The organism is Acinetobacter sp. CE-15, from assembly GCF_051059255.1.
GTDB classification, from domain to species: Bacteria; Pseudomonadota; Gammaproteobacteria; order Pseudomonadales; family Moraxellaceae; genus Acinetobacter; species Acinetobacter guillouiae.
On the sequence record NZ_CP192737.1, the window covers coordinates 3,400,035 to 3,421,368 of the forward strand.

General features: G+C 39.4%; 24 protein-coding genes. 3 read left to right on the forward strand and 21 right to left on the reverse strand.

Features of this window, described 5'->3' with window-relative positions; translation table 11 throughout:
* Position 1: 1 nt before the first annotated feature.
* The 21 genes from ACQ7EO_RS15600 to ACQ7EO_RS15700 all read right to left on the reverse strand — a co-directional run bounded on the left by ACQ7EO_RS15600 (position 2) and on the right by ACQ7EO_RS15700 (position 18,746).
* Positions 2–1,222 carry a beta-ketoacyl-ACP synthase gene (locus ACQ7EO_RS15600; RefSeq protein ID WP_434277945.1) on the reverse strand — a complete coding sequence of 407 codons (1,221 nt, stop codon included), beginning with the start codon at positions 1,220–1,222 and terminating at the stop codon, positions 2–4.
* Positions 1,222–1,947 carry a 3-ketoacyl-ACP reductase FabG2 gene (locus tag ACQ7EO_RS15605; RefSeq protein WP_004722179.1) on the reverse strand — a complete coding sequence of 242 codons (726 nt, stop codon included), beginning with the start codon at positions 1,945–1,947 and terminating at the stop codon, positions 1,222–1,224. Before ACQ7EO_RS15605 ends, ACQ7EO_RS15600 begins: the two co-directional genes overlap by 1 nt.
* 13 nt (positions 1,948–1,960) lie before the next feature.
* On the reverse strand, positions 1,961–2,386 hold the full coding sequence (locus ACQ7EO_RS15610; RefSeq protein ID WP_034613969.1) for an ApeP family dehydratase: 426 nt from the start codon (positions 2,384–2,386) through the stop codon (positions 1,961–1,963).
* A complete protein-coding gene (locus ACQ7EO_RS15615) occupies positions 2,383–3,597 on the reverse strand; it encodes a beta-ketoacyl-[acyl-carrier-protein] synthase family protein (protein WP_434277948.1) in 1,215 nt (404 codons plus the stop codon). Before ACQ7EO_RS15615 ends, ACQ7EO_RS15610 begins: the two co-directional genes overlap by 4 nt.
* A complete protein-coding gene (locus ACQ7EO_RS15620) occupies positions 3,581–4,177 on the reverse strand; it encodes a DUF3261 domain-containing protein (RefSeq protein ID WP_244015394.1) in 597 nt (198 codons plus the stop codon). The genes ACQ7EO_RS15615 and ACQ7EO_RS15620 overlap by 17 nt, the downstream gene beginning before the upstream one ends.
* Entirely contained in the window at positions 4,177–5,481 is a 1,305-nt protein-coding gene (locus tag ACQ7EO_RS15625; protein WP_434277949.1) for an NAD(P)/FAD-dependent oxidoreductase, read from the reverse strand. Before ACQ7EO_RS15625 ends, ACQ7EO_RS15620 begins: the two co-directional genes overlap by 1 nt.
* Positions 5,482–5,490: 9 nt before the next feature.
* Positions 5,491–7,821, reverse strand: coding sequence for an MMPL family transporter (locus tag ACQ7EO_RS15630; protein WP_434277950.1), 2,331 nt, complete (start codon positions 7,819–7,821; stop codon positions 5,491–5,493).
* Positions 7,796–8,398: a LolA family protein gene (locus tag ACQ7EO_RS15635; protein ID WP_434279624.1), complete on the reverse strand. Its 603-nt coding sequence runs from the start codon at positions 8,396–8,398 to the stop codon at positions 7,796–7,798. Before ACQ7EO_RS15635 ends, ACQ7EO_RS15630 begins: the two co-directional genes overlap by 26 nt.
* A 55-nt stretch (positions 8,399–8,453) precedes the next feature.
* The gene (locus ACQ7EO_RS15640; protein ID WP_434277952.1) at positions 8,454–8,873 is read right to left on the reverse strand and encodes an acyl-CoA thioesterase; all 420 of its coding nucleotides are present in this window, start codon (positions 8,871–8,873) and stop codon (positions 8,454–8,456) included.
* On the reverse strand, positions 8,863–10,422 hold the full coding sequence (locus ACQ7EO_RS15645) for an HAL/PAL/TAL family ammonia-lyase (RefSeq protein ID WP_434277953.1): 1,560 nt from the start codon (positions 10,420–10,422) through the stop codon (positions 8,863–8,865). Before ACQ7EO_RS15645 ends, ACQ7EO_RS15640 begins: the two co-directional genes overlap by 11 nt.
* 2 nt (positions 10,423–10,424) lie before the next feature.
* Positions 10,425–11,351: an acyltransferase gene (locus ACQ7EO_RS15650; protein WP_434277954.1), complete on the reverse strand. Its 927-nt coding sequence runs from the start codon at positions 11,349–11,351 to the stop codon at positions 10,425–10,427.
* A complete protein-coding gene (locus ACQ7EO_RS15655) occupies positions 11,344–12,099 on the reverse strand; it encodes a glycosyltransferase family 2 protein (protein ID WP_434277955.1) in 756 nt (251 codons plus the stop codon). The genes ACQ7EO_RS15650 and ACQ7EO_RS15655 overlap by 8 nt, the downstream gene beginning before the upstream one ends.
* 10 nt (positions 12,100–12,109) lie before the next feature.
* Positions 12,110–13,798, reverse strand: coding sequence for an AMP-binding protein (locus ACQ7EO_RS15660; protein ID WP_434277956.1), 1,689 nt, complete (start codon positions 13,796–13,798; stop codon positions 12,110–12,112).
* Positions 13,799–13,809: 11 nt separating this feature from the next.
* A complete protein-coding gene (locus tag ACQ7EO_RS15665) occupies positions 13,810–14,361 on the reverse strand; it encodes a septation protein IspZ (protein WP_434277957.1) in 552 nt (183 codons plus the stop codon).
* A complete protein-coding gene (locus tag ACQ7EO_RS15670) occupies positions 14,358–14,606 on the reverse strand; it encodes an acyl carrier protein (RefSeq protein WP_004819854.1) in 249 nt (82 codons plus the stop codon). The genes ACQ7EO_RS15665 and ACQ7EO_RS15670 overlap by 4 nt, the downstream gene beginning before the upstream one ends.
* A gap of 9 nt (positions 14,607–14,615) precedes the next feature.
* Positions 14,616–14,876, reverse strand: coding sequence for a phosphopantetheine-binding protein (locus tag ACQ7EO_RS15675; RefSeq protein WP_004819853.1), 261 nt, complete (start codon positions 14,874–14,876; stop codon positions 14,616–14,618).
* Positions 14,860–15,687, reverse strand: a complete 828-nt coding sequence (locus tag ACQ7EO_RS15680; RefSeq protein WP_056516375.1) for a lysophospholipid acyltransferase family protein — start codon at positions 15,685–15,687, stop codon at positions 14,860–14,862. Before ACQ7EO_RS15680 ends, ACQ7EO_RS15675 begins: the two co-directional genes overlap by 17 nt.
* Positions 15,681–16,304 (reverse strand): beta-ketoacyl synthase chain length factor, encoded by a 624-nt coding sequence (locus ACQ7EO_RS15685; protein WP_419311543.1) that lies wholly within the window; start codon positions 16,302–16,304, stop codon positions 15,681–15,683. Before ACQ7EO_RS15685 ends, ACQ7EO_RS15680 begins: the two co-directional genes overlap by 7 nt.
* Before the next feature lie 687 nt (positions 16,305–16,991).
* On the reverse strand, positions 16,992–17,525 hold the full coding sequence (locus tag ACQ7EO_RS15690; protein ID WP_004722210.1) for a hypothetical protein: 534 nt from the start codon (positions 17,523–17,525) through the stop codon (positions 16,992–16,994).
* Positions 17,526–17,585: 60 nt separating this feature from the next.
* Positions 17,586–18,038: a hypothetical protein gene (locus ACQ7EO_RS15695; protein ID WP_227515164.1), complete on the reverse strand. Its 453-nt coding sequence runs from the start codon at positions 18,036–18,038 to the stop codon at positions 17,586–17,588.
* Between the two features lie 111 nt (positions 18,039–18,149).
* On the reverse strand, positions 18,150–18,746 hold the full coding sequence (locus tag ACQ7EO_RS15700) for a DUF4189 domain-containing protein (RefSeq protein ID WP_004819845.1): 597 nt from the start codon (positions 18,744–18,746) through the stop codon (positions 18,150–18,152).
* Between the two features lie 465 nt (positions 18,747–19,211).
* Between ACQ7EO_RS15700 and ACQ7EO_RS15705 the strand changes: the two genes are divergently transcribed.
* From ACQ7EO_RS15705 to ACQ7EO_RS15715, 3 genes are all read left to right on the forward strand, one after another.
* Positions 19,212–19,673: a hypothetical protein gene (locus ACQ7EO_RS15705; RefSeq protein ID WP_004819843.1), complete on the forward strand. Its 462-nt coding sequence runs from the start codon at positions 19,212–19,214 to the stop codon at positions 19,671–19,673.
* Between the two features lie 559 nt (positions 19,674–20,232).
* On the forward strand, positions 20,233–20,784 hold the full coding sequence (fimA, locus tag ACQ7EO_RS15710) for a type 1 fimbrial major subunit FimA (protein ID WP_016539504.1): 552 nt from the start codon (positions 20,233–20,235) through the stop codon (positions 20,782–20,784).
* A gap of 52 nt (positions 20,785–20,836) precedes the next feature.
* On the forward strand, positions 20,837–21,322 hold the full coding sequence (locus ACQ7EO_RS15715) for a hypothetical protein (protein ID WP_004819841.1): 486 nt from the start codon (positions 20,837–20,839) through the stop codon (positions 21,320–21,322).
* The last annotated feature ends 12 nt before the right edge of the window (positions 21,323–21,334 follow it).

Here is a 21,334-nt window from a genome sequence, read left to right on the forward strand (position 1 = left end):
TTTAAGTATGTTTTAAAATAATGGAGGTGTTGATCCCTCCAAATGCAAAATTATTGGTCATAATGATTTTTGCATTCATCTCTCGTGGCTCTTGCACGATATAATCCAAATCACCACATAATGGGTCAATTTCATCCAAATTTAAAGTATGGATAAACTGTTGGCGTTGCAGCATTTCTATACTCAGCCAAGCTTCGATTGCTCCACATGCACCAAGGGTATGTCCAAAATAACTTTTTAATGAGCTGATCGGTTTTTTACCAAATATACGTGCAGTAGCTTGAGTTTCGGCAACATCGCCTTGATCTGTCGAAGTCCCATGCGCATTGATATAATCAATCTCTTGCGCAGAAATTGCGGCATCTTTGAGTGCCATGCGCATGCATCTTTCCATCATTTCTGAATTTGGGCGAGTGACATGCTCACCATCGGTATTACTGGCATAACCGATGACTTCTGCATAGATCGTTGCACCACGTGCCAGCGCATGTTCATACTCTTCTAGCACTAAACAGCCAGCACCTTCACCAATCACCAAACCATCACGATTTTTATCAAATGGGCGTGGTGTTTTTTCAGGGGTATCATTCATCCCGCTGGTGGCTAATAACACATCGAATACGGCTGAACCTGTCGCACTGAGCTCCTCAGCACCACCCGCAAGCATTAGCGTTTGTTTACCTAGTTTAATTGCTTCAAACGCCTGTCCGATGGCCATTGAACCTGAAGTACAGGCACTTGATGTGGGTAAGGTTAAACCTTTTAAACCAAAATAAACCGTCATATTCACAGCGCTGGTATGTGACATCATGCGAATATACGTGGTCGCATTTAAACGGCTCATGTCGTTGTCTATGAGCATTTTCCCAAACTCTTTGACCGCATCGACACTCCCCGCAGAGGAGCCAAAAGCAACGCCAGCATCACCACTTTTCAAAATAGGATGATCGATCAAGCCTGCATCTGCCAATGCTTTTTCAGCACAAATCACCGACATCAATGCAACTCGTCCCATACCTCGTGTCACTTTACGATTAAAATGTTTGGGTACCTCAAAGTGTTCTACTGGGCCTGCAATTTTACAACGTAAATCGGTATAAATTTCCCAATCAGGCATCGCACGAATGCCATTTTTTGATGCTTGGAATTGGGCAAAAATTTCATCTGCCGTTTCACCCAGTGAGGTGATTCCCGACATTCCCGTCACAACAACACGTTTCATTAAATCAGTCCCCCATTCACCGAAATCACTTGCCGAGTAATATAGCTTGCGTGATCAGAACAGAGAAAGTTCACCGTATGCGCCACTTCATCGACCTGTCCCATACGTTGTAATGGAATCATTTTTAAAGCATGTTCTTTTACTTCTTCTGTGACCATTTCCGTTTCAATTAACCCCGGAGCAACGCAATTCACGGTTATTTTTCTTTTTGCCAATTCTAAAGCCAAAGCTTTGGTCGCACCAATCAATCCCGCTTTTGCCGCACTATAATTGACTTGACCACGATTCCCCATAATGCCGGAAACAGAAGAAAGCGTCACAATACGCCCGCCTTGTTTTAGGCGAATCATCGGCATCACTAAAGGTTTTAATACATTATAAAAACCATCCAATGAGGTCGAAATTACTTCATCCCAGTCATTGTCGGTTAAAGCTGGAAATGCGCCATCATGGGTTAAACCTGCATTTAGCACCACACCATAAAATGCACCATAAAGCTCGATATCTTGTTCCAGTATCTGCCGGGTGTTTTCACGTTGTGTGACATCAAAAAGTAGCGCATAACTGTTTTGCCCCAAAGCTTGGATTTCAGCGACCACTTGCTCAGCATCAGCACGTCTAGAACGTGCATGCACAACCACATCAAAACCAGATTTTGCTAAAGCTAAAGCAATTGCTTTGCCAATCCCTCGACTAGATCCTGTCACTAATATTCTTCTCGACACACTTAATTCCTACTTATTGCTCAGCTTTCACAGGTGGTTCATAAACACTTAAAACTGCGCTAATTTTATGTTCTTCATAGCTTATTTCACAAGAGAATTGTGCCAAGCCTTCATGTAAATATTGTTGTTCAGCCCGAATGGTCAATGTTTTACCAAATTCAAAATAAGCCAAAGGTAAATTTAATTTGCGTGTTCCGAGCAAATAACCAATTTGTGGCGTTTGCCCCATTTTTTGTCCTTTTGCACCGGCAAAGGCACTAATCGTTTGTGCCATGAGTTCAATACTACTCCAAGTCGGCAAACCTTGTTCATCACTAAACATCAATTCAGGAGTAATGGTTAGATTGGCAAGTGCAAAATTTTCCCCTAGCTCAAGCAGTTGATCAACAAAAACCATCGGTTTTTCATGCGGAATAAATTGAATAGCATCTAAACTCATTTGATTTCAGTTCCAAAAATAAGGCTGGCATTACTACCGCCAAAGGCAAATGAATTACTCATCACAAAACGCACAGGATCAGATTGAGCAGTTTGATTTAAATCATCCTGTTCAACGTAATGCTGATCATCCAATTCAGGATCAATCACACCATTTTGATGAAGGGGTAACCAGTTTTTATCTTTAAGCACTTGTGTACAAATATAGGCTTCCAATGCACCCGCAGCACCTAAACAGTGTCCAGTTTTATGCTTAGTACTACTCAATGGAACGGCATAGTCCTGAAAGACCTGTCGGACTGCTTTAATTTCCATATCATCATTGTGCGTGGTTGCGGTGCCATGCAAATTAAGATAATGAATATCTGAAGCTTTTAATTGCGCCTGATCCAGTGCTTTTTGCATTGCAGTTGCTGCGCCTTTGCCCTCTGGATGCGGTGCAGAAATATGCCATGCGTCCATAGATTCACCCGCAGAAATCAACATGATCGGCGCTGGTTCTTTACTGAGTAAAAATAAGCTTGCGGCCTCACCAATATTGATCCCATCCCGCTGATATCCACATGGGCTACAGATACCTGCACTCAAATTTTCCAGACTGTTAAAGCCGTTCAAGGTCAGTTTAGCGAGGGTATCTACGCCACCCACCAATACAGCATCGGCAAGCCCTGCATTAATCAAACGTTGCCCACTGGCAAAAGCTTTAGCACTTGAAGAACAAGCCGTAGAAATCGTATACGCAAGACCGTCCCAGCCCAAATAAATTTGCAAAGCTTTGGCGAGATTACCCATTTCCTGCTTTTGCTGTTGAATCACGGTTTCAGTTTGGCCTTGAAAGTAAGCTTTTAATAAAGGTTCATTGTCCGAAATACCCGAAGTTGAAGTCCCAACAATGATCGCAAGTCGTTTTTTATCAAACTTAGCCACATAGTCACGTAACTCAGATTCACATTGTGCAAGCGCAGTTAAAGCAAAACGTAAATTACGCGAGTCATAGTTTTGTAGCGCCACGGAAATATCGCTACATAACGGATGTGGATAAGCACCCACCCAGACAGGCTGATCAAAAATCAAAGATTTATTCAGGGTTAAACTGTTTTCCAATGAGGTCAATTGTGCCTTGACCTGCTCAGGATGATCACCTAAAGCTGATAAACTGGCTGAACAATGAATGCCTACAGCGGGATGGTTTAAATCAATCTTTTTTGTCATTTTTTTGCAGATCTTCCACTTCATTTTGCTCTAATGAATTGTCTTTTAAAGTATTTTCCACAGGGCTAAAGATCATTTGATAAGGAACTTGCAGGTTATCCAGCTCAATATGATCAGCACGCGTTTTTATCGTTAAAACATTTTTTTGATCGATCTCAATTTCCGTCTGATCAATGCCCTGTTTCACTTTAACATTTTCTAAATGATTTTTTGCAAAATCAGGATAAGTTGCAAATAGAATATCGCGAACCACAAAATCAAAGGGTAACAAACGCATCGGTTTTATCCTTTCATGCACCTGCACTTTTTGACCATCGAAATCCAGTCTAAACAGTTGCTGTCCAGTTAAGCTTAAAGCAAACATTTGCAAGTTTTTCGCCTGCTGTTCTTGGTAGAGTAAAAAGCTAAAACTTTGATTTTTCCAGACAACTTCAACTTGATCTTGACGCTGATAATGCGCCAAGGCTGGATCGGCAGACCAAACCACAGGAACCAGACCTTGTGGCTGTGGATACATACTTTGACAGGCACCCAGTGCTAACAACAGACTGATGCTCATTGTTTTTAACCAAATTTGCATTATTCGCTCTCAAGTATTTTGCTCTGTTCAAGATCATGACGACAATATTCAGCCAAGGTATTTAATCGTTGTCGTGCATTGCGATAGATTGGATTAGCCTCATCCCAAGCATAACCCGCCAATAATGACGCAATCATACGACGGATTTTTTCATTTTGATTTTTTGAAAATACCACATCTTGAAACTCACCGTCGTACCATGCTTCTACATAAGCGCGAAATACTTTGATTCCTTTACGCAAAGGTTTTTCATATTCTTGCATCCAGTCTACTTGCCCACCTTGTAAGACTTGATCGACTAAAGGTACCACCAAACTTGAAGACTTGAGTGCAATGGTCACCCCAGATGAAAACACAGGATCTAAAAATTCACCCGCATTGCCCAGCAAAGCAAAATTGCGCTGTGCCAAGGTTTTAACATTTGCTGAATAGCCCACCAAAGTACGAATTGGCGTATCAAACTTCATATTGCGCAGTACCTGCAACAAACTCGGTTCATCTGCAAGAATATCTTTAAATAAAGCCAATAAGGCTTCAGGGTCATCAGAGATATAACCATAATGATCAAAGAAATCCTGTTCAGCCACAATCCCAAATGAACAGCGACCATCTGCAAACGGAATTAACCAATACCAGCCACGGTGATCTTTTTCATGTACCGTAATCAGGATTTTATTTCGGTCAAATTCAGGATCATCCAAGATCCCATCTTCAATATGACTAAACACCGCACGGCGTACTGGAAAATTTGAAGGACTTTCCAGATCAAGAAGTTTCGGCAAAATACGACCAAAGCCACTGGCATCCAGTAAAAATTTAGCCTGAATTTGATAGATATTTTGCTGCTCATCTTTAACCGTTAATAGAGGATGATCAAGCTCAACATCAACTGCAACAACCTCATGCCCAAAACGAATTTCAGCCCCATATTGTTCAGCTTGCTGTGCTAAAAGATGGTCGAAATTGGCACGTCTAATCTGCCATGTCGTTCCAGGACCTTCACTAAATTTTTGAGTAAAATCGTAGTAGCTCCGTTGATGACCACGTAAGAATGCTGCTCCATTTTTAAATTGAAATGCATATTCTTCAACATGTTCACGAACTGTGTCTAATAAACCAGCCTCTTCTAAAAACACCATACATTGTGGCAAAAGTGATTCACCGATCGAAAAGCGAGGAAAATGCTGCTTTTCAATGATCACCACTTGATAACCTTTGTGTCGAAGCAGTGCTGCTGCGGAACTTCCCGATGGTCCTGCCCCGATGATCACCACATCTGTTTGTTGTAAATCCAAACCCTTCATGTACTCACCTTAATGTTCAGTTCTTTGACTGATTAATTGATTTTGATTTAATTTTGAGTCTGCCGGCGTAAACAGCGTGGCATAAATAAACGAAAAAATTACCCCAAAAAGGACCGTTAACCCAAAACAATGTATTGCATAGGTATGGCTTAACGCCAATAGACCAAATCCCAACAAAGTCGACATCATACAGAGAAATAATGCCATCCCGACCACATGCGGATGATCGTGCCCTTGACGGTAGAAAATAGCGTAATCCACACCAATCCCCAAGATGAGAAAAACCCCCATTACACTAAATAGATTAATCTCAACGCCCATCCATGCCTGTAATGCAAAGGTGCTCATCAATGCCAAAGTCACTGGCACCATAAAAGCAAATACCGATTTAATCCCATAGATCAGCATTAAACCGATCGCTAAGGCAATTAATGCATAAACAAAAAGATATTCAGCTTGGATCCGATGGTCTTGGAATAAGCGCGATAAATTATGTACAGGGCGAACCAGCTTATTCTGCTGATCTTGCAAAGCCTCTACAGCTGTTACATCTTTTATGCCTTGAATCAAAATCAATCTTTGCTGCGAATTAACCTGTAAAAATGCCAAAGGATGGGCAGCAAACTGATCTAAATTTAACAATGATTGTTGAGACAATCTTGCTTGCCAACTCAGGACATCTTTCGGATCAAGTTGCATCGCGCTTGCATATTCCACGAGTACTGATTTTGGAATTTTCTGTAGCGCTTTAACATTCTGCTGTTGCTGTTCCAGCGAAGGAATTGTTTGTCCTATTGCTTGAAATCCGTCAATTTTGCCCTGTTGTTTTAACTGAGAAAGCGCATGGATCAAGTGCTGTTCTTGCCTTGCAAGGTCCTTTGCTGAATTTGCATAAATTGCAAAATAATCACTGCCCTGCGCTTGCCCAAAACGAGAACGAATATATTGATCTTCCTGCTTTAAATGTTGATCCATGCTTTGTAAATTACGCACATCATCATTACTTTTGATCAGCAGCAAACTTGATCCTGAAACCACAAAGATCACAAAAATCAGCAGATAACGCTTTGTTGCGTGCGCTAAAAAATAATTACGCCATGTACCAATAAAGCTTAATCTGCGTATTGCAGGTTCAGCATTTAAGGCAGGTAAACGCGGCAGTAATAATAGACTGGTGATTCCAGCAGCAGTTAATCCCACCATTGAAAATACGGCAATCTGCTTAAAGCCGGGAAAAGGGGTAAAACTTAAAAATAAATAAGCCAGCAATGTGGTTGAAAGCCCGATCAACAAACTGGGTAAAATCGGCTTTAATACGGCAAATCCATTGAGATGTCGTTGCTGCGATTGCATCGCCATAAAGTAAAAGGAAAAATCGACACATACCCCAATCAGACTTGCACCAAAAACCAAAGTCATCAGATGTATTTCGGAAAATATCCAGTGGGTTACCGCAAAAGCCACCATTGACCCAGTGGCAACCGCAATAAACTCAGTCAACATCGGGCGAATGGAACGGAAGCCAAACCAGACCAAAAGCAAGACACCGATACTCGAACCCACGCCGATTGTAGAAATTTCATTCTTTGCAGATTGGGTACCAAAATGCGAAAAAACAATTGTTCCAGTCCAGTGCGGTTTCACCCCGATCTTGCTCAATTGCTGATTAACATTAGTCATCCATTGGGTAGTTTGTTCTTGATACTCAATATCATAAGGACTTTTTAAAAGTTCTAAATTAAATAGTCGGGAATAGCCTTGCTCATCAGAAATTGTGGCAAAACCATCATGTATTTCGATATTTGAATGCTGTTGCAGGCTTGCAAGCCCCATGGCATAACGTGGAAATAATAACAATGGATCTTGTTGAAGTAAGCCCTCAGTGATTGGCATACCCGGGCTCATGATTTGCATCAAACTTTGTTCAGTCAGTGCCGCATAATCCTGTTGTTTTAAGATTGCTTGATCTTGCGAACTGATTAAGCCTGCATGATGTGCATATAAAGTCTTGGCAAAATCTTCAGTATCAACTTGCGCTTTTAATGGCTTAAACAAATTCGACTGTTGGACACCAGCCCTTAATATCTGTGTTGCTTGCTCAATTTGTTCCGATGATTTTGCATCAATCACCAAGAACACTTTATTGTTCAATTGCTCACTAACATAGTGTTCAGTTTGCTCAAGCTGTTTGTCCTGCTTTACTTTTGGTAGTAAAGCAAAAATATTGGTCTGGATATGAATGCCTTTTTGCATCCATGTAAATCCCAGTCCGATCGCAATGATGACTAAAAATATCAACCAAATTGCAGTGAGTTTATTTTGCCAATTGGAAAAGTGCATTCTCAGACGCCGATAAAGTTTGAGGTTGAGCCGTCTGCTGACTAAAATTGATAATCGTCATATTATTGGCTTGTTCAGTAATCACAATACGATTGACATAACGTCCACCTTGCGCACTCACTTTGACAAACAATTTTTTAAACAACGCGCTTTTCGGGGTCAATGTGACATCCCAAGCTGATGTTGTGTAATTGGCTGCAACCACATTAAAATTTTTGGCTAAGGCTGTTTCATCACCTGCCATTAACTGTAAAAACATGGTCGCCACTGAACCATATTGACTATTATCAATCTCAAGTTGACTCATGGTTCGCTGGGTTTTTTGTAGCAATTTTTTTGGGGTAACAATCAAATCTGCTTGAACAGGCTTTTGAATCTGCCAAATCACCCCTTGGCTTTTGGAAAATAAAACCTGTCCATTTGAGCTAAAAGTTTTATTTAACGAGGTGAGCTTTTTTTGCTGCTCAAAATGGGCACGAACAACAGGTGTTTGAGAAAGCTGTTGAAAAATTTGCCCAACTTTAGAGCTTTCTGCATAACTTGCCAATGGAAGTGTCGTCATAACCATAAACATCATACTGGTGATGATCAGTTTGATTTTATTTTTAAAATTCAACATTTTTCACGCCCCCCTATTTGGTCTTAAATTCAGACCATGCATATAGGCGGTCTAAAAATATTTTTGGTGACTGAAAGCACATTTCTCGAGTTTCTATCTCGACTGCCACCTGACTGGTAAAACCTTTGGTGAGGCGTTTACCCGATTCTGCATCAAAAATCTGATACTCGATTTTTAAACGGTTTTCCCATTCTTTTAAAGTCGCACGTACTCGAATATGTTGCCCAAAAATAATACCCTGCGCATAACGGACATAACTTTCAATCACTGGCCATGCATAACCAGAATCTTTCATTTGATTATAGTTATAGTCAAATTGATCCAATAATTTGCAACGGGCAATTTCAAAATATTTGAGATAATGCCCATGCCAAACCACATTCATGGTATCTACATCATGAAATGGCACATCTATAATGACATCAGCATACATCAGCGTTCTCCTGCTTGTGCTGCAACAGATTGCAGTTTAACAGATTGAGATTTTCAAGATGATCCACTATCGCTTGTAGCTCTTTTTGTAATGGACGATCTTCTTCAACAAAATGAAATTCTTTCAGTACCCATTGTCTAAACAAACCCAACACTGGACTTAATTGTTGTGCCAATCCTCTCAGTTCAATTGCTTGAACCGCAGCACAGCTCAATGCAGCAATCACTTGTTCGGTCAATAAAATCACCCGACTGGCATCACGTGCGGCAATCGTACCCATACTGACTTTATCTTGATTATGGCACTCGGTTGAACGTGAAAAAATTGAAGCGGCAAGCGTCTGTTTAAGCGCTTCGGCAGTCCAAGCTGACACTCCAATCTGTACGGCTTTAAAACCATGATTGAGCGGTAAGCGATCAGTTTTAGCACCAGTCAAATTACGCGGTAAACCATGATTCATTTTATGATCGACCAACTGTGCAAGCTGACGATCCATCAAATCAGCAATATTGGCAATCATAATTTTTAGGCTATCCATAGCCTGTGCGATATGTCCACCATAGAAATGCCCACCATGTAACACGCGTAAATTGATCGGATCAATTAACGGATTGTCATTGCTTGAGTTCAATTCATTTTCAATAAATTGTCTAAGCCAAGTTTTAGAATCTTCAAAGATTCCAATAATATGTGGTGCACAACGCAGCGAATAACGATCTTGCAAACGTGGACTTTGATGCTCTGTTTGTACTTTATCGTTTAACCATTCACGTAGTTGCTTGGCAATCTCTTGCTGACCTGCATGTGGTTTCTGGGCAAATAACACTTCATCAAAATGACTTGGATTGCCCTCTAATGCCAACACATTTAATGCTGTGATTAAAGTACTTGCCAAACTAATCTGCTCAGCTTTTTTATAATTTAAACAGGCCATTGCGGTCATCACCGCAGTACCATTCATAATGGCAAGCCCTTCTTTGGGTCTGAGTGCCAAAGGCTGTATCGCATATTCAGCATAAACATCTGCGACTGCCACGATATTGCCTTGATAGTAAACATCCCGTTCACCGACCAATGCCCCTGCAATATAGGACAATGGAGTTAAATCACCACTGGCGCCGACTGAACCTTCTGAAGGAATCACTGGAATAATATTTTCATTAAGCATCCAAACCAAACGCTCAAGTAAAGCATGTGATACCCCAGAATAGCCACGTGCCAAAGAGCATAATCGAGTCACCATCACAGCACGTGCAGTGATCAAGTCCAGATTTTGCCCTAAACCACAACCGTGAAAACGAGATAAATGCAAAGGCAATTCATTGACCTGATGTGCAGGCACTTCAACCAAACAAGAATCGCCATAACCTGTGGTTACACCATAGATGACGCCTTCTTCTTGTAATAATTGATCGAGAAAATCAGCACCTCGTTGAATCAATGCCTGCCAACTTTCAGACTTAGGCAGCGCCACTTTGAGCTGTTGATTAGCGACAGCAACAATCTCTTCAATTGAAAGTGGTTTTTCTCCGATGACAAGTGACTGCATTTTTATTTGTTCCAAAAATTATAAAAATTAAACCATTGATAAGGTGCATCTACGCAATGCTGTTCGACCAGTTGAGCATAGCGTTGCATGACTTCAGCTATGGCTTGGTTGCGGGTTTGCCGCGGAAAATTAAGTTTTTGAGCGATTGAGTGGATATGCACATGAAACTTGTCTTGCTTGCGATAACAGAAAACCGCCAATATCGGAACTTTGAATAAACTCGCTAAAATCCAAGGTCCTTGCGGCCAAGCGGACTCATCAGCTAAAAATTTAAGATTTTCGACACGTTGCGATTGAACCGGCACTCGATCTGCTGCCACGATGATCCACTCACCCTGATCCAGTTTCTCCTGCAAAAGAATCGCAGTATCAACGCCAAGTTCATCGACCGAAATCAGATGCACATCGGCTTTTTGATTGAGCTTTTTAAGAAATTCATTAAATTTACTGGCATGTTTTTGATAAACCAATACATTGATTTTTTGTTGGTGATCAGATTTGATCGCACGTAGCAATTCGATATTGCCAAAATGTGATACCACAATGATCGCACCTTTTTTATAATTTTCCCGAAAATGCGCATGCCCATGCAAGATCAGCTTTTCTTCTGCGACTTTTCCCAACCAGCCTTCAATTTTATCCAAAATACACTCACCAAATGTCATCAAATGAATATACGAATGACTCATATTTGGTTGATGTGAAAATGGTGACTTTTCTTGAGCAAAATGATGCAACTTTTGTAAATAAAGTAATGAAGCCTGACGCGCTGTGCGAGAAAAGATCCAATACCACATGATAATGAAATACAGCACCAGCTTACATAAAAAACGCCCACCAAAACGGTAGAAGCACAGCATTAACATCAAAGGCAACATTCCACCCTTTTCTTTAAGCTCACTCCATCGTTTTGTATGTGATTCAGTCATGTGCTGAACCTTTGGTTTTTTGTGCCAACAGTTTAGGTAAGCGAATCAACATGCCTGCAAAAAGTCGCGCATGTGCTTTACTGAGTCCTAAATTATCTTTCCACACATTAAAATGTGAAATACCTTGTTCTGGATAAATCACCGCAGTGGGTACATTGATAAACTGAACTTGTTCCCACTTTAGGCGCACTAGAATTTCACTGTCAAAACCCATGCGTGGTTGAAATTTTGCTCGATTGAGGACTTGAATGGTTTGATCAAGTGGATAAATACGAAAACCGCACATACTGTCTTTGATCTCAAGTGACAGACTATTAATCCAAACCCAGACATGGGTGACATAACGACCATACAAACGCTTTTTAGGCACCGTTTCATCAAAGATCGGCTGTCCCAAAATCATTGCTTGAGGATGTTGTGTTGAGATGGTGATAAATTTTTCGATATCCTGCCAATCGTGCTGTCCATCTGCATCAATTTGTAAAGCATGTGTCCAGCCAAGATCTTGTGCCTGATATAAACCTGTCATCACGGCCTGACCTTTGCCCTGATTGGTCGCGTGCTCGACCAGATATACATTTTTATGCTGCTGCGCCAATTCTTGCAACAAGGTCGAACATTCAATATCGCTACCATCATTGACTAAAACCACTGGTAAACCATAAGGGTGAATATAGTCCAGTAATGCTTTGATATAATGTGGATGGTTATACACAGGAATCACAAAACCCAATTGATATTGCTGCATCTTCTGTCTCCTAAGCTTTAACCGTAGTAGCAAAAACCAAACGTCCTGATGCTAAAGATTGTTCAGCCTGCTGCAACTGGAAACTGATTTTATCTGCCTTACGCTCAAGTTTAAGCAAAACCACGGCATGCGGTTGGATCAATTCCTGAAACTTAATTTGTTCTAATCCTGTACACCAATCTAGATCAGCCCAGATCTCTTTAGCGAACTTTTGAATAAAAGCAATTTGCCCAACACCAGGATAAATCGGGTGATCAGGGAAATGCCCATTAAAAGCAGCCAGTTCAGGAATAAATTCTAATTTAAATTCTGCGCTATTGGCATCAATATGCGATGCTAAAACCACGGGTAAATTTAAGTTTTCAAATAATGATTTCATATAATTTTTATTGAGCTTTGATTGGGCGTTTTTCGGTAATTGGCTTAAAAAACGCCACTGCCTCGGTATCGCAATATATTCCAATTTATCTGCAAGTTGTTGTTTTATTTTTGCGACAAATGCACGCTTATGACTGTGTTTAAGTTCTAATTGAGCTTGTTCAGACAATACCGCCACACATGCCAAAATTTGTCGATGATCCTTTTCAAAGATCAATGTATGACATTCACTAACTTCTGGCAATTCGACAATACCACTTTCAATAGAATCAAGACTTAAACGCTTTTCTTCAAGCTTAACAATACGGTCTAAGCGACCTTGAAGCTGAAACTGACTTTTTCGATCATTAGGCACAGACACTTCGACTTTATCTGCGGTATAGATCCAATCATTGATATAGGCATGTTGAGTCAAGACACCCAGTTCACCTGCATCCGTAACACTAATTTCGACATCTGCAAACGGGGTCCAAAGCGCCTCATCTTGTGTGCGATAAGCAATACCGCCCGTTTCGGAACTACCAAAAATTTCGGTGATACTGGCATTGAGCAGCGGACGCACTCCAGCATCCAGTTTACCACCTGAAGAATAAACCACTGAATACTGTTCAAGTAATACATCAGAGGTCCAACGTTTTAAAAGTGCTGGGCTGGAAACCACATAATGATTTGAACCAAAGTGATCGTGGCTTAAATGCTGTAACTTTTTTTGTGCTTCAACCACATCTTCAGGAAATGCCAATTGTGGATTATAAAAAGCTCTGCCACTGGCAAGTGGCCAAAGTAATTTAAACAATAGACCATAAATATGTTGATGACTGACTGTAGCAAGCGCTAGTGCATTTTCTGCTAGATCAAAACTTTGATCTAAACCCTGTACTTCATTAAGCAGCTGTTTTAGGGTACGCGGAATCTTTTTAGGTTGCCCTGTAGAACCCGAAGTATAAAAAAACACTGCTGCACGATTTAAAAAATAATCATTTAGATCAATGTGTTGAGTATCTTCAACCACAGGATTAATCTGTTTATTTTGTCGTTCAATGAAATAAATATTCTGAGCTGCTAAGCTTTTTTCCAAATCACGCACACGATTTGGCGGGAGAATCACCTGTTTATCTGCCAGTAAAACTGCAAAAAATAACACTAAAAAATCATAACTGTCATTTTGCCACAAGGCCCATGCACTTTCAGCGGATTGTTCAATGTGTGTTTTTTCACTCAACACCTCCTGCCAAAATTGGGAGAATGTTTTGACACTAAAATCAGAGGTGATACACACACATTTTTCAGCATGAATGTGGCTTTGAAAATGACACAACATAAGCGTTTATTTTAACTCGTATGATTTTTAGCTTGATGAATTTTTCGCAGTACAAATTCACCTGCAAATAACAAACCCATCAAAAGATAAGAAATAAAACCATTATAAAGTACCCACATTTGAGTACTGCTAAATAACACTGTATAAAGCGCAATACAGGCATTTAAAATAAAAAAGCCACACCAAACAATCGTAACATTTTTGGTCCAGATCACTCCAGACGCGGGTAAATCAGGTTCAACCAAACGTGCAAAACGCTCAATCATTGAGGGTGGTTTGATTAAGGTGGTCGCAAAAATTATCAACGCGCCCACACTCATCAATACTGGATACAGCTTTAACCAAGCATGATCTTTTAAAATCAAACTCAGCCCACCACAAATAATGGCAAACCAAGTCAATGGCCACATAAGATCGCTTTTTTTTAAAAATAAGCGTAATCCACCAAGCAGAACCAACAAAGCACTCACCCAAATAAAATGACCATGCGCTAGGCTGTAGCCCACGATAAATGGGTAAAGTAAAAATAAGATGGTGACTCCACTGCGGATCAAATGCTTCATTCTGCAGACATATTTTGAATCACAACCACAACATCTTGCACTGTTCTGACATTTTTAAAATCTTCAGGTTTAACTTGCTTACCGGTTAATTCTTTAATTTTAACAACTAAATCAATAGCGTCGATGCTATCAACATCCAGATCAGAATACAGGTTTGACTCAAGCTGAATATCAGCAGGTTCAATTTCAAATAGTTCTTCCATCCACTCACGTAGATTTGTTAAGACGATTTCTTCAGATAACATAACGACCTCTTAAGCAGCGCGTTGCGCTTCAACCAAGTCCACTAAACTTTGCACAGAGGCGAAATGTTGCTTGGTTTCCTGTGATTCAGCATTTAAATGAATGTTATAGCGTTTTTTCAAAGCCAAACCTAATTCTAGGGCATCAATAGAATCCAGCCCTAATCCATCACCAAAGAGTGGTGCATTGGTATCAATATCTTCAATTGAAATATCTTCCAAAGCCAGCACATCAATGATCATTTCTTTTAACTCATCAGCAAGATTGCTCATTTGTAGATAACTCTTGTTTAATTAACGCTTGATTAAATAAGTTGTGCAAAAAATGATTGAGCTGTTTCACCTGTTTTGAGTTCACAGCAGCATCATCCAATATATCGTGTACATGTACCGCATCTAACACTGTAATCTGAATGTGAAATGGTTCATTTGGAATGTGATACCACTTTTCATTTTTGGTCAGTGTCGAGGGCGTGCATTCTATCAAAATCGGACGAATTGGAACATTCGCTCGAATCGCAATATTTGACGCACCACGTTGGAATTCATTCAGTGATGCGCCCTTTTCTGTTCGTGTCCCTTCTGGAAATATCAATAATGAGGCTGCATCTTTTTCTTGGAGTTTTTTAACGCAGTCCAAAATGAATTGCTCAGATCCCTCATTTAAAATATAACCTGCACTACGCACTGGCCCCAATGTAAATGGATTACGCCAAAGTGCTTTTTTTACAATACAGTTGGCCTTTTCCATTAAGCCAATCAAAATCACCACATCAATCAAGGTTGGATGATTTGCAATGACTAACTCTTGACGGCTATGGGCCAGCTTTTCCAAGCCTTCGACTTCATAGGTCATGATGCCCAATTTAACCATCATTTCAGTAAAGCCTTTAAAGCTATATTTAATGGCTTTTTGCGCACGGTCTTGTCTTTTTCTTGTATCAAATGTGCTGACTTTCACCAATGGTGCAACCACACCCCCAATCACAATTCCGCCCAAGCCAAAACTTGCAAAACTAAAACCTGTAGCACCAACACGCCAAGCGTAATTTAACTTTTTCTTTACTTTATTGATATTTAGCATTTGACCCAAGCACCCTTTTCTATCAGGTTTTGATTGTGCCAAAACGCATTAAAATCTTGAGCCTCTAAATATTTGCTCTGTTGCAGTTGCAGATTTTCTACAGTGATTTTTAAATTGGGATTTTCTAAACTGACCACTCCAGCCAATGAAAAAGCTTTAAAATTCTGATACTCATCATATATTTCTGGCAAGGCTTGGTCATAATAAATCACCAAGGCATTTTTGGCATTGTGGTGGTTTTTTAAATAAGCATAAGCTTCGACTAAAGCTTCAGACCATGACGCTGCCAAACTGGTCGCGAGCGTATCATCTTGACAAAATATAGAATACAAACCTGAAACTGCATTATGTACAGAGGTTGAAAAAAGTGTCGGAGATGGGGTTTGGTCTGACAAGACATCTTGTAAAATTTTAAGTGTTTTTTCTTCATCGCCATATTGTGAGCTCCAAACAATATAGTCGACCTGAATCCCCTGCAAACTTTGAATTGCACTATTTAGTGCAATTTTAGCAATACTTGATAACCGTCTACGTTGCATCGCAGGAATTTTTTCAAGTGCTAAAAATGTATCACCATCTTCGCTCAAGGTGAGCCTAGAAATATTTAATTGAAGCATGTTTTATTCATCAACATCAGCTAATTTAATTGGCTTAAAAAGCCTTCTTTAGACAAATTATAACATTTGAATAACAATAAATACAAAAAATACAATTGAACTTTGTCTAATAATTAGTTTCTTAATTAAAAGATCCTCTTGCAACACTATTTTTTACTGCAACAGTTTATTCAATCCCATTTCATCAAGTGGCGTATTATACTTATAAAACTTATTTTAAAAGCTTGTTTACTGTTAATTATCGCTAAGTAATGCTATTTTTTATATGAATGTGTTGATGACAGACTCAGGGTTTTATACAAAATATTAATTCGAAATAACACAGTATTTTGAACAGTCGATTACTCTCTAAACAACATATCTTTGCTACAACAAACCTAAGCCTTGAGCACAGCTATTTATACAACACTAGATTGTAATTTTACTGTAATTGCTAATTTTAAATCACAATGGATATTTTAAGCTGAACATTAAAGATCTTTCATAAATCAAAAAAATGATCATGTGGAGTAAAGCATTTTGGTATTGAAAATTCCTTCTCCCTCAGGAGAAGGCTAGGATGAGGGGGATTTTATGTTGATCTATGGTTTTAAAAAGGACTTATGGAACAAATTTATTGTTGGCATCCCTTTGCCATGGCTGATTGATTGCTACACGTCATGATCAGCCAAACATACATCTAACAAATCAGCCTGCTGCACTTTCCGCAACCCATTGTGAAAATTTACTTGGAACACCTTTGGTATTTTCATCAAAGCCAAAGAATTTAACACCATCTTCAGTATCTGAATAAGCCGCCATGACTTTTCCTGTTTTAGTATTGATCGCAATGACAGCCTTACTCGAACCCGCCCCACGTGGGTCATAACCACTGCCTACCAGCCAATCACCCTGACGCTGCATTGCACTGGATACCACTAAAGCTGAAGTGAGATTTGCATATGATTTGCCAACTAATTGCTGAAAACGAGCTTTCCAAGGTGCTGCCTGTATAACGTCATGTGGGTGTTTACCATCTGGTTTCGCCATACCCGTTGTTGGAACAGGACGTGTACCGCACTTGCTTTTGATTTCTGACTCATAGCCGATATTACCAACTTCTTGCACATCGATAGTACGCCCAACCTTATCGGCACAGTCAGCCCATTGTTGTGGTGTTTTTGCCTGTGCAACAATTGGCGTAATCAGCATGCCCGCCAGTAAAAAACTAACAATTTTCATGATTTATTTCCTTTAAACTTTAAATATGTATTTAATTTAACATCGCGATAACAATGCGCTTTAATAACCTGAGCTTTTAACCAGTTTAGGAGTATCGGCTTTTTGAACTGATACCAATTTTGCCAGATCAGTACCATCACTTTCGCCCTTATAAACCGCATATTCTCCAACCGTTACAGTTGCATGTCCCGTATAGCCAATATAGCCTTCCTTGGGTCTTTTATTGAGTTTTAATGCCTGAGCTGCCTGTTGAGTATCATTGAAACAAAACCAGCGTGAACGGCGATCATCCGGCTTACGCGGTATCAACTGATCTGAAGGCGCACTGGGATGAAAACAGATAACATCACCTGCCACTTCATCATCAAAATAATATGAATATTCTCCATTTACTGTAATTTGACCACGATATTGATCAAATTCCTGTGTGCTTTTTTGCAGTTTCAAGGCATCTGCATGTGCAAACAAGGGCAAAGCTAAAATACTGCCCAGTAAAAAATTAACCGCTTTCATCATTTTTATCCTTTAAAAAGATCCGATCTTTTATTTAAATATATTTTACTTCAAATACTTATCTCGGGTTTATCACAATAGGCGATGTGACTTAAAGCAGAACCCTATGTATTACCACCAATAAAATATACTGGCGCCCGGCTCGTAATAAGTACTACATGCTGAGTAAACCACTTTACACTCTTGCTTGTTTTTACTTTGACATTCATAAGCAGCTAATGCTTTGGCGCCTGCGGGCGTACGATCAATTCTAATCACAGACTCTTGACCACCTTGAGTCGGATCAGCCAAGGCAACACATTTATTGTTATAGGTAAAGATGACTTCACAATTTTTACCTCCCTTTTTTTGGCAATTTTCCAAGGCTACTTTTTTAGCCCCACGTTCGGTTCGTGTCGCTTGGGCATAACCTGTAGGTCGAGAAGGTGCTGCCTTATCTTCAGCAATCGCGCCCCAACGTTTTTCCCAAAGTGAGGGTTCCCATTTATATGTGCCACCACCGCCACCACCATTACTACCGCCACTTGGAATCGGTGCACACCCTTGCAGGCCTTGCCCACCAATTGGATAATAACCAGGAGGACAATTGCCCTCTGCGGCCACATGGCCTGACCACATCAAAACAACAAACGCCAGCACAAGCGTGTTTGCAATCCCCATGAATTGTTTAAAATAATGTTGCTCTGCGATCGTGAATGTTTTAAGCATAATAAAAGCCCTCATGGCCAATAACCACCAATAAATTGAATGATTTTTACTTAGAAAAACAAACAATATATGATCAATTTTATGATTGATGGAATGTTAATATTTTATCTAACGTTCAAACTTAGATTAAAACTTCTACAACTTTTTTCTGCAAGCCCTTTTTTATTCATTAAATTTTCTCTAAGCATTCTCATTAAGATTAAATGCAGAGCAGCTAAACACAAACAATTAAATCATGTGAAAAATCAATACAAAAACATGTTTTAAAACAGCAAAATACAGATAAACTTAACCACATCATCCTTAATTAAATCGCCAGTAAACATGCAACACGATATGATGACCAGTCGAAGTTGTGAAAACAATTCAACTGAAGCATTCCATGTATTGGCTAAAAGCAGACTGACCGATTTGAATAAAGCGATAAAACAAAAATCGTAATGTATTTACATAGCAAGGAATAAAATGAAACTGACAAGGATATACACTTTACTGATATTGCCCATCGTATTAACAGCATGCCAATCCAGCACGGTAAATAAGTTGATAAGAGATCTGCCCTCTCCTGATGGCCGTTTTCATGTGGAAGTTCTTCAGTGCCGAGCCAATGATGTAATGTTTGGTGGCGCAACCCAAGTTCAGATTTCAGTTCTGAAAAAAGGTGAAACTGAAAAATGTCGTTCATTTATTCATGCTTTGGCGCAATTTGATGTAAGAACCATCGACTTTGGCGCAAAGGATAATGCTTTACACATAGTGTGGCTGTCAGACACTGAACTTAGTGTGTGGCATCTTAGTTTTGCAACATCTCAAGGCAAGAATTATATAGGGCCTGATGTACAGCAAAGTCAGGCTAACTCTCCAATTAAAGTGATTTTCTCGCCTTTGGCTGCGCAAATTGGAATACCATCTCAGATTAAAAAATAAAGCGCTATACACAATCAACCGTTGTATAAATCGTCTAGTTTTGATTGCTGTTGTGATAGCGCAAGGTTTGGCATCCCCTATAAGAAAAGTGAGGCATTGCCTACGCAAAGGTATTTAAACTTTGAATGTAAGCTGTGGCATCGCAAGCTTTTTATAATCAAACAATTTATTTCCCCTTGTGATTGATATTAAATAAGAAAAATAATTCTAACTCAAAAGTGTATCTACAAATGCAATGAGCGTTTTTGATCAAAAAACCGTACCAACGTATATCAATAATAAGCAACAACACTGTACACAGCACAGCTAAAAACAAGCACCCAACTAATCACATTAATTCATATACTTTTCATAAAAAATGATAAGGGCGTCAAATACAAATTAATTATGCACAAAATACAAAGTTATCTATTGTGATGTAAGTCACTATAACCCTGCATTTATTTAAGTACATTACTATTTTATTAAACAGTGCGACTAAGTGTAATTTATTGAAATCATAAAAAATGATTTTAAATAAATATTAAAAATCAACCTTCTAAAATGAATGGGTTTTACTATGAAATTAGCTCTATTAAGTACTGCAACTTTATCTGCTTTAACACTTTCTGTTTCAGCTTTCGCTGCTGATCCTGTAACTGTTAACGGTGGAACAGTACATTTTACTGGTGAAATCGTAAATGCAGCATGTGCTGTAAGTACAGAATCTTCAAATCAAACTGTTGATTTAGGTCAATACCGTACTGCACGTTTAGCTGTTGCTGGCGATAAAACAACTCCAGTACCGTTCCAAATCAAACTTGTTGACTGTGATCCAACAGTTCAAGCAACTGCTGCTGTTGCATTTTATGGTCAGTCTGTAACGTCTAATGCAAACTTACTTTCAGTTGCTGCTGGTGGTACAAACTCTACTGCTGCAACAAATGTAGGGATTGAGATTGCTGATGACACTTCAAAAATCCTAGGTGTTACTGGTGCTAGTTTCTCTACACCTAAAACATTGATCACTGGTGATAACACACTTCAATTCAGCGCTCGTTATGTAGCGACTGGTGCATCTACACCTGGTCAAGCAAATGCTGATGCAACTTTTGTAGTGAAATATGAATAATTTATCTGCCTAAGATAATTATTAACTATTTGATTACATGAGCTTATTTACCATGAAAAAGTATATAACCCTGATTGCTGGAATATTAGTAAGTACTCATATTTACGCAGAGAGTTATGTATTTGGTGGAAGAGCTCATTTTCAGGGAGTTTTGATAAATCAAAGCTGCTCAATCTTGATTGAGAATAATGCTGCTGTATCTATTAAAACTCCCAATTCTCCAATTCAAATCAATTTTTCATTATGCCCTGTGAGCATTTACGACAATCTTGCCATTGGTCTATCTGAACAAAATAAGCCAACCCATGAGATGTTTTATACAGATCCAAAAGCAAGAAATGATTTTGATATTCATCAAGAATTAAACATTCAAGGTCTTGAACAGGCCCGTCTGAATCAGAAATTTATTCGACAAATTGATCGACCTGAACGTTATGACAGTTTCGCTAAAAATAGGATTGGTATTCTCCTCAACCAAACTTCAGAACAGTCATCCGCTCAAGCATCGAATATTTTAATTTCTGTTTTTTATCCATAAATGAATTCTAAG

Bases quoted from the DNA above. Each gene is read 5' to 3' on its own strand.
- ACQ7EO_RS15600 (WP_434277945.1), bottom strand. From the start codon at position 1,222: ATGAAACGTGTTGTTGTGACGGGAATGTCGGGAATCACCTCACTGGGT.
- ACQ7EO_RS15610 (WP_034613969.1), bottom strand. From the start codon at position 2,386: ATGAGTTTAGATGCTATTCAATTTATTCCGCATGAAAAACCGATGGTT.
- ACQ7EO_RS15615 (WP_434277948.1), bottom strand. From the start codon at position 3,597: ATGACAAAAAAGATTGATTTAAACCATCCCGCTGTAGGCATTCATTGT.
- ACQ7EO_RS15620 (WP_244015394.1), bottom strand. From the start codon at position 4,177: ATGCAAATTTGGTTAAAAACAATGAGCATCAGTCTGTTGTTAGCACTG.
- ACQ7EO_RS15625 (WP_434277949.1), bottom strand. From the start codon at position 5,481: ATGAAGGGTTTGGATTTACAACAAACAGATGTGGTGATCATCGGGGCA.
- ACQ7EO_RS15630 (WP_434277950.1), bottom strand. From the start codon at position 7,821: ATGCACTTTTCCAATTGGCAAAATAAACTCACTGCAATTTGGTTGATA.
- ACQ7EO_RS15635 (WP_434279624.1), bottom strand. From the start codon at position 8,398: ATGATGTTTATGGTTATGACGACACTTCCATTGGCAAGTTATGCAGAA.
- ACQ7EO_RS15640 (WP_434277952.1), bottom strand. From the start codon at position 8,873: ATGTATGCTGATGTCATTATAGATGTGCCATTTCATGATGTAGATACC.
- ACQ7EO_RS15645 (WP_434277953.1), bottom strand. From the start codon at position 10,422: ATGCAGTCACTTGTCATCGGAGAAAAACCACTTTCAATTGAAGAGATT.
- ACQ7EO_RS15650 (WP_434277954.1), bottom strand. From the start codon at position 11,351: ATGACTGAATCACATACAAAACGATGGAGTGAGCTTAAAGAAAAGGGT.
- ACQ7EO_RS15655 (WP_434277955.1), bottom strand. From the start codon at position 12,099: ATGCAGCAATATCAATTGGGTTTTGTGATTCCTGTGTATAACCATCCA.
- ACQ7EO_RS15660 (WP_434277956.1), bottom strand. From the start codon at position 13,798: ATGTTGTGTCATTTTCAAAGCCACATTCATGCTGAAAAATGTGTGTGT.
- ACQ7EO_RS15665 (WP_434277957.1), bottom strand. From the start codon at position 14,361: ATGAAGCATTTGATCCGCAGTGGAGTCACCATCTTATTTTTACTTTAC.
- ACQ7EO_RS15670 (WP_004819854.1), bottom strand. From the start codon at position 14,606: ATGTTATCTGAAGAAATCGTCTTAACAAATCTACGTGAGTGGATGGAA.
- ACQ7EO_RS15675 (WP_004819853.1), bottom strand. From the start codon at position 14,876: ATGAGCAATCTTGCTGATGAGTTAAAAGAAATGATCATTGATGTGCTG.
- ACQ7EO_RS15680 (WP_056516375.1), bottom strand. From the start codon at position 15,687: ATGCTAAATATCAATAAAGTAAAGAAAAAGTTAAATTACGCTTGGCGT.
- ACQ7EO_RS15685 (WP_419311543.1), bottom strand. From the start codon at position 16,304: ATGCTTCAATTAAATATTTCTAGGCTCACCTTGAGCGAAGATGGTGAT.
- ACQ7EO_RS15690 (WP_004722210.1), bottom strand. From the start codon at position 17,525: ATGAAAATTGTTAGTTTTTTACTGGCGGGCATGCTGATTACGCCAATT.
- ACQ7EO_RS15695 (WP_227515164.1), bottom strand. From the start codon at position 18,038: ATGAAAGCGGTTAATTTTTTACTGGGCAGTATTTTAGCTTTGCCCTTG.
- ACQ7EO_RS15700 (WP_004819845.1), bottom strand. From the start codon at position 18,746: ATGCTTAAAACATTCACGATCGCAGAGCAACATTATTTTAAACAATTC.
- ACQ7EO_RS15705 (WP_004819843.1), top strand. From the start codon at position 19,212: ATGAAACTGACAAGGATATACACTTTACTGATATTGCCCATCGTATTA.
- fimA (WP_016539504.1), top strand. From the start codon at position 20,233: ATGAAATTAGCTCTATTAAGTACTGCAACTTTATCTGCTTTAACACTT.
- ACQ7EO_RS15715 (WP_004819841.1), top strand. From the start codon at position 20,837: ATGAAAAAGTATATAACCCTGATTGCTGGAATATTAGTAAGTACTCAT.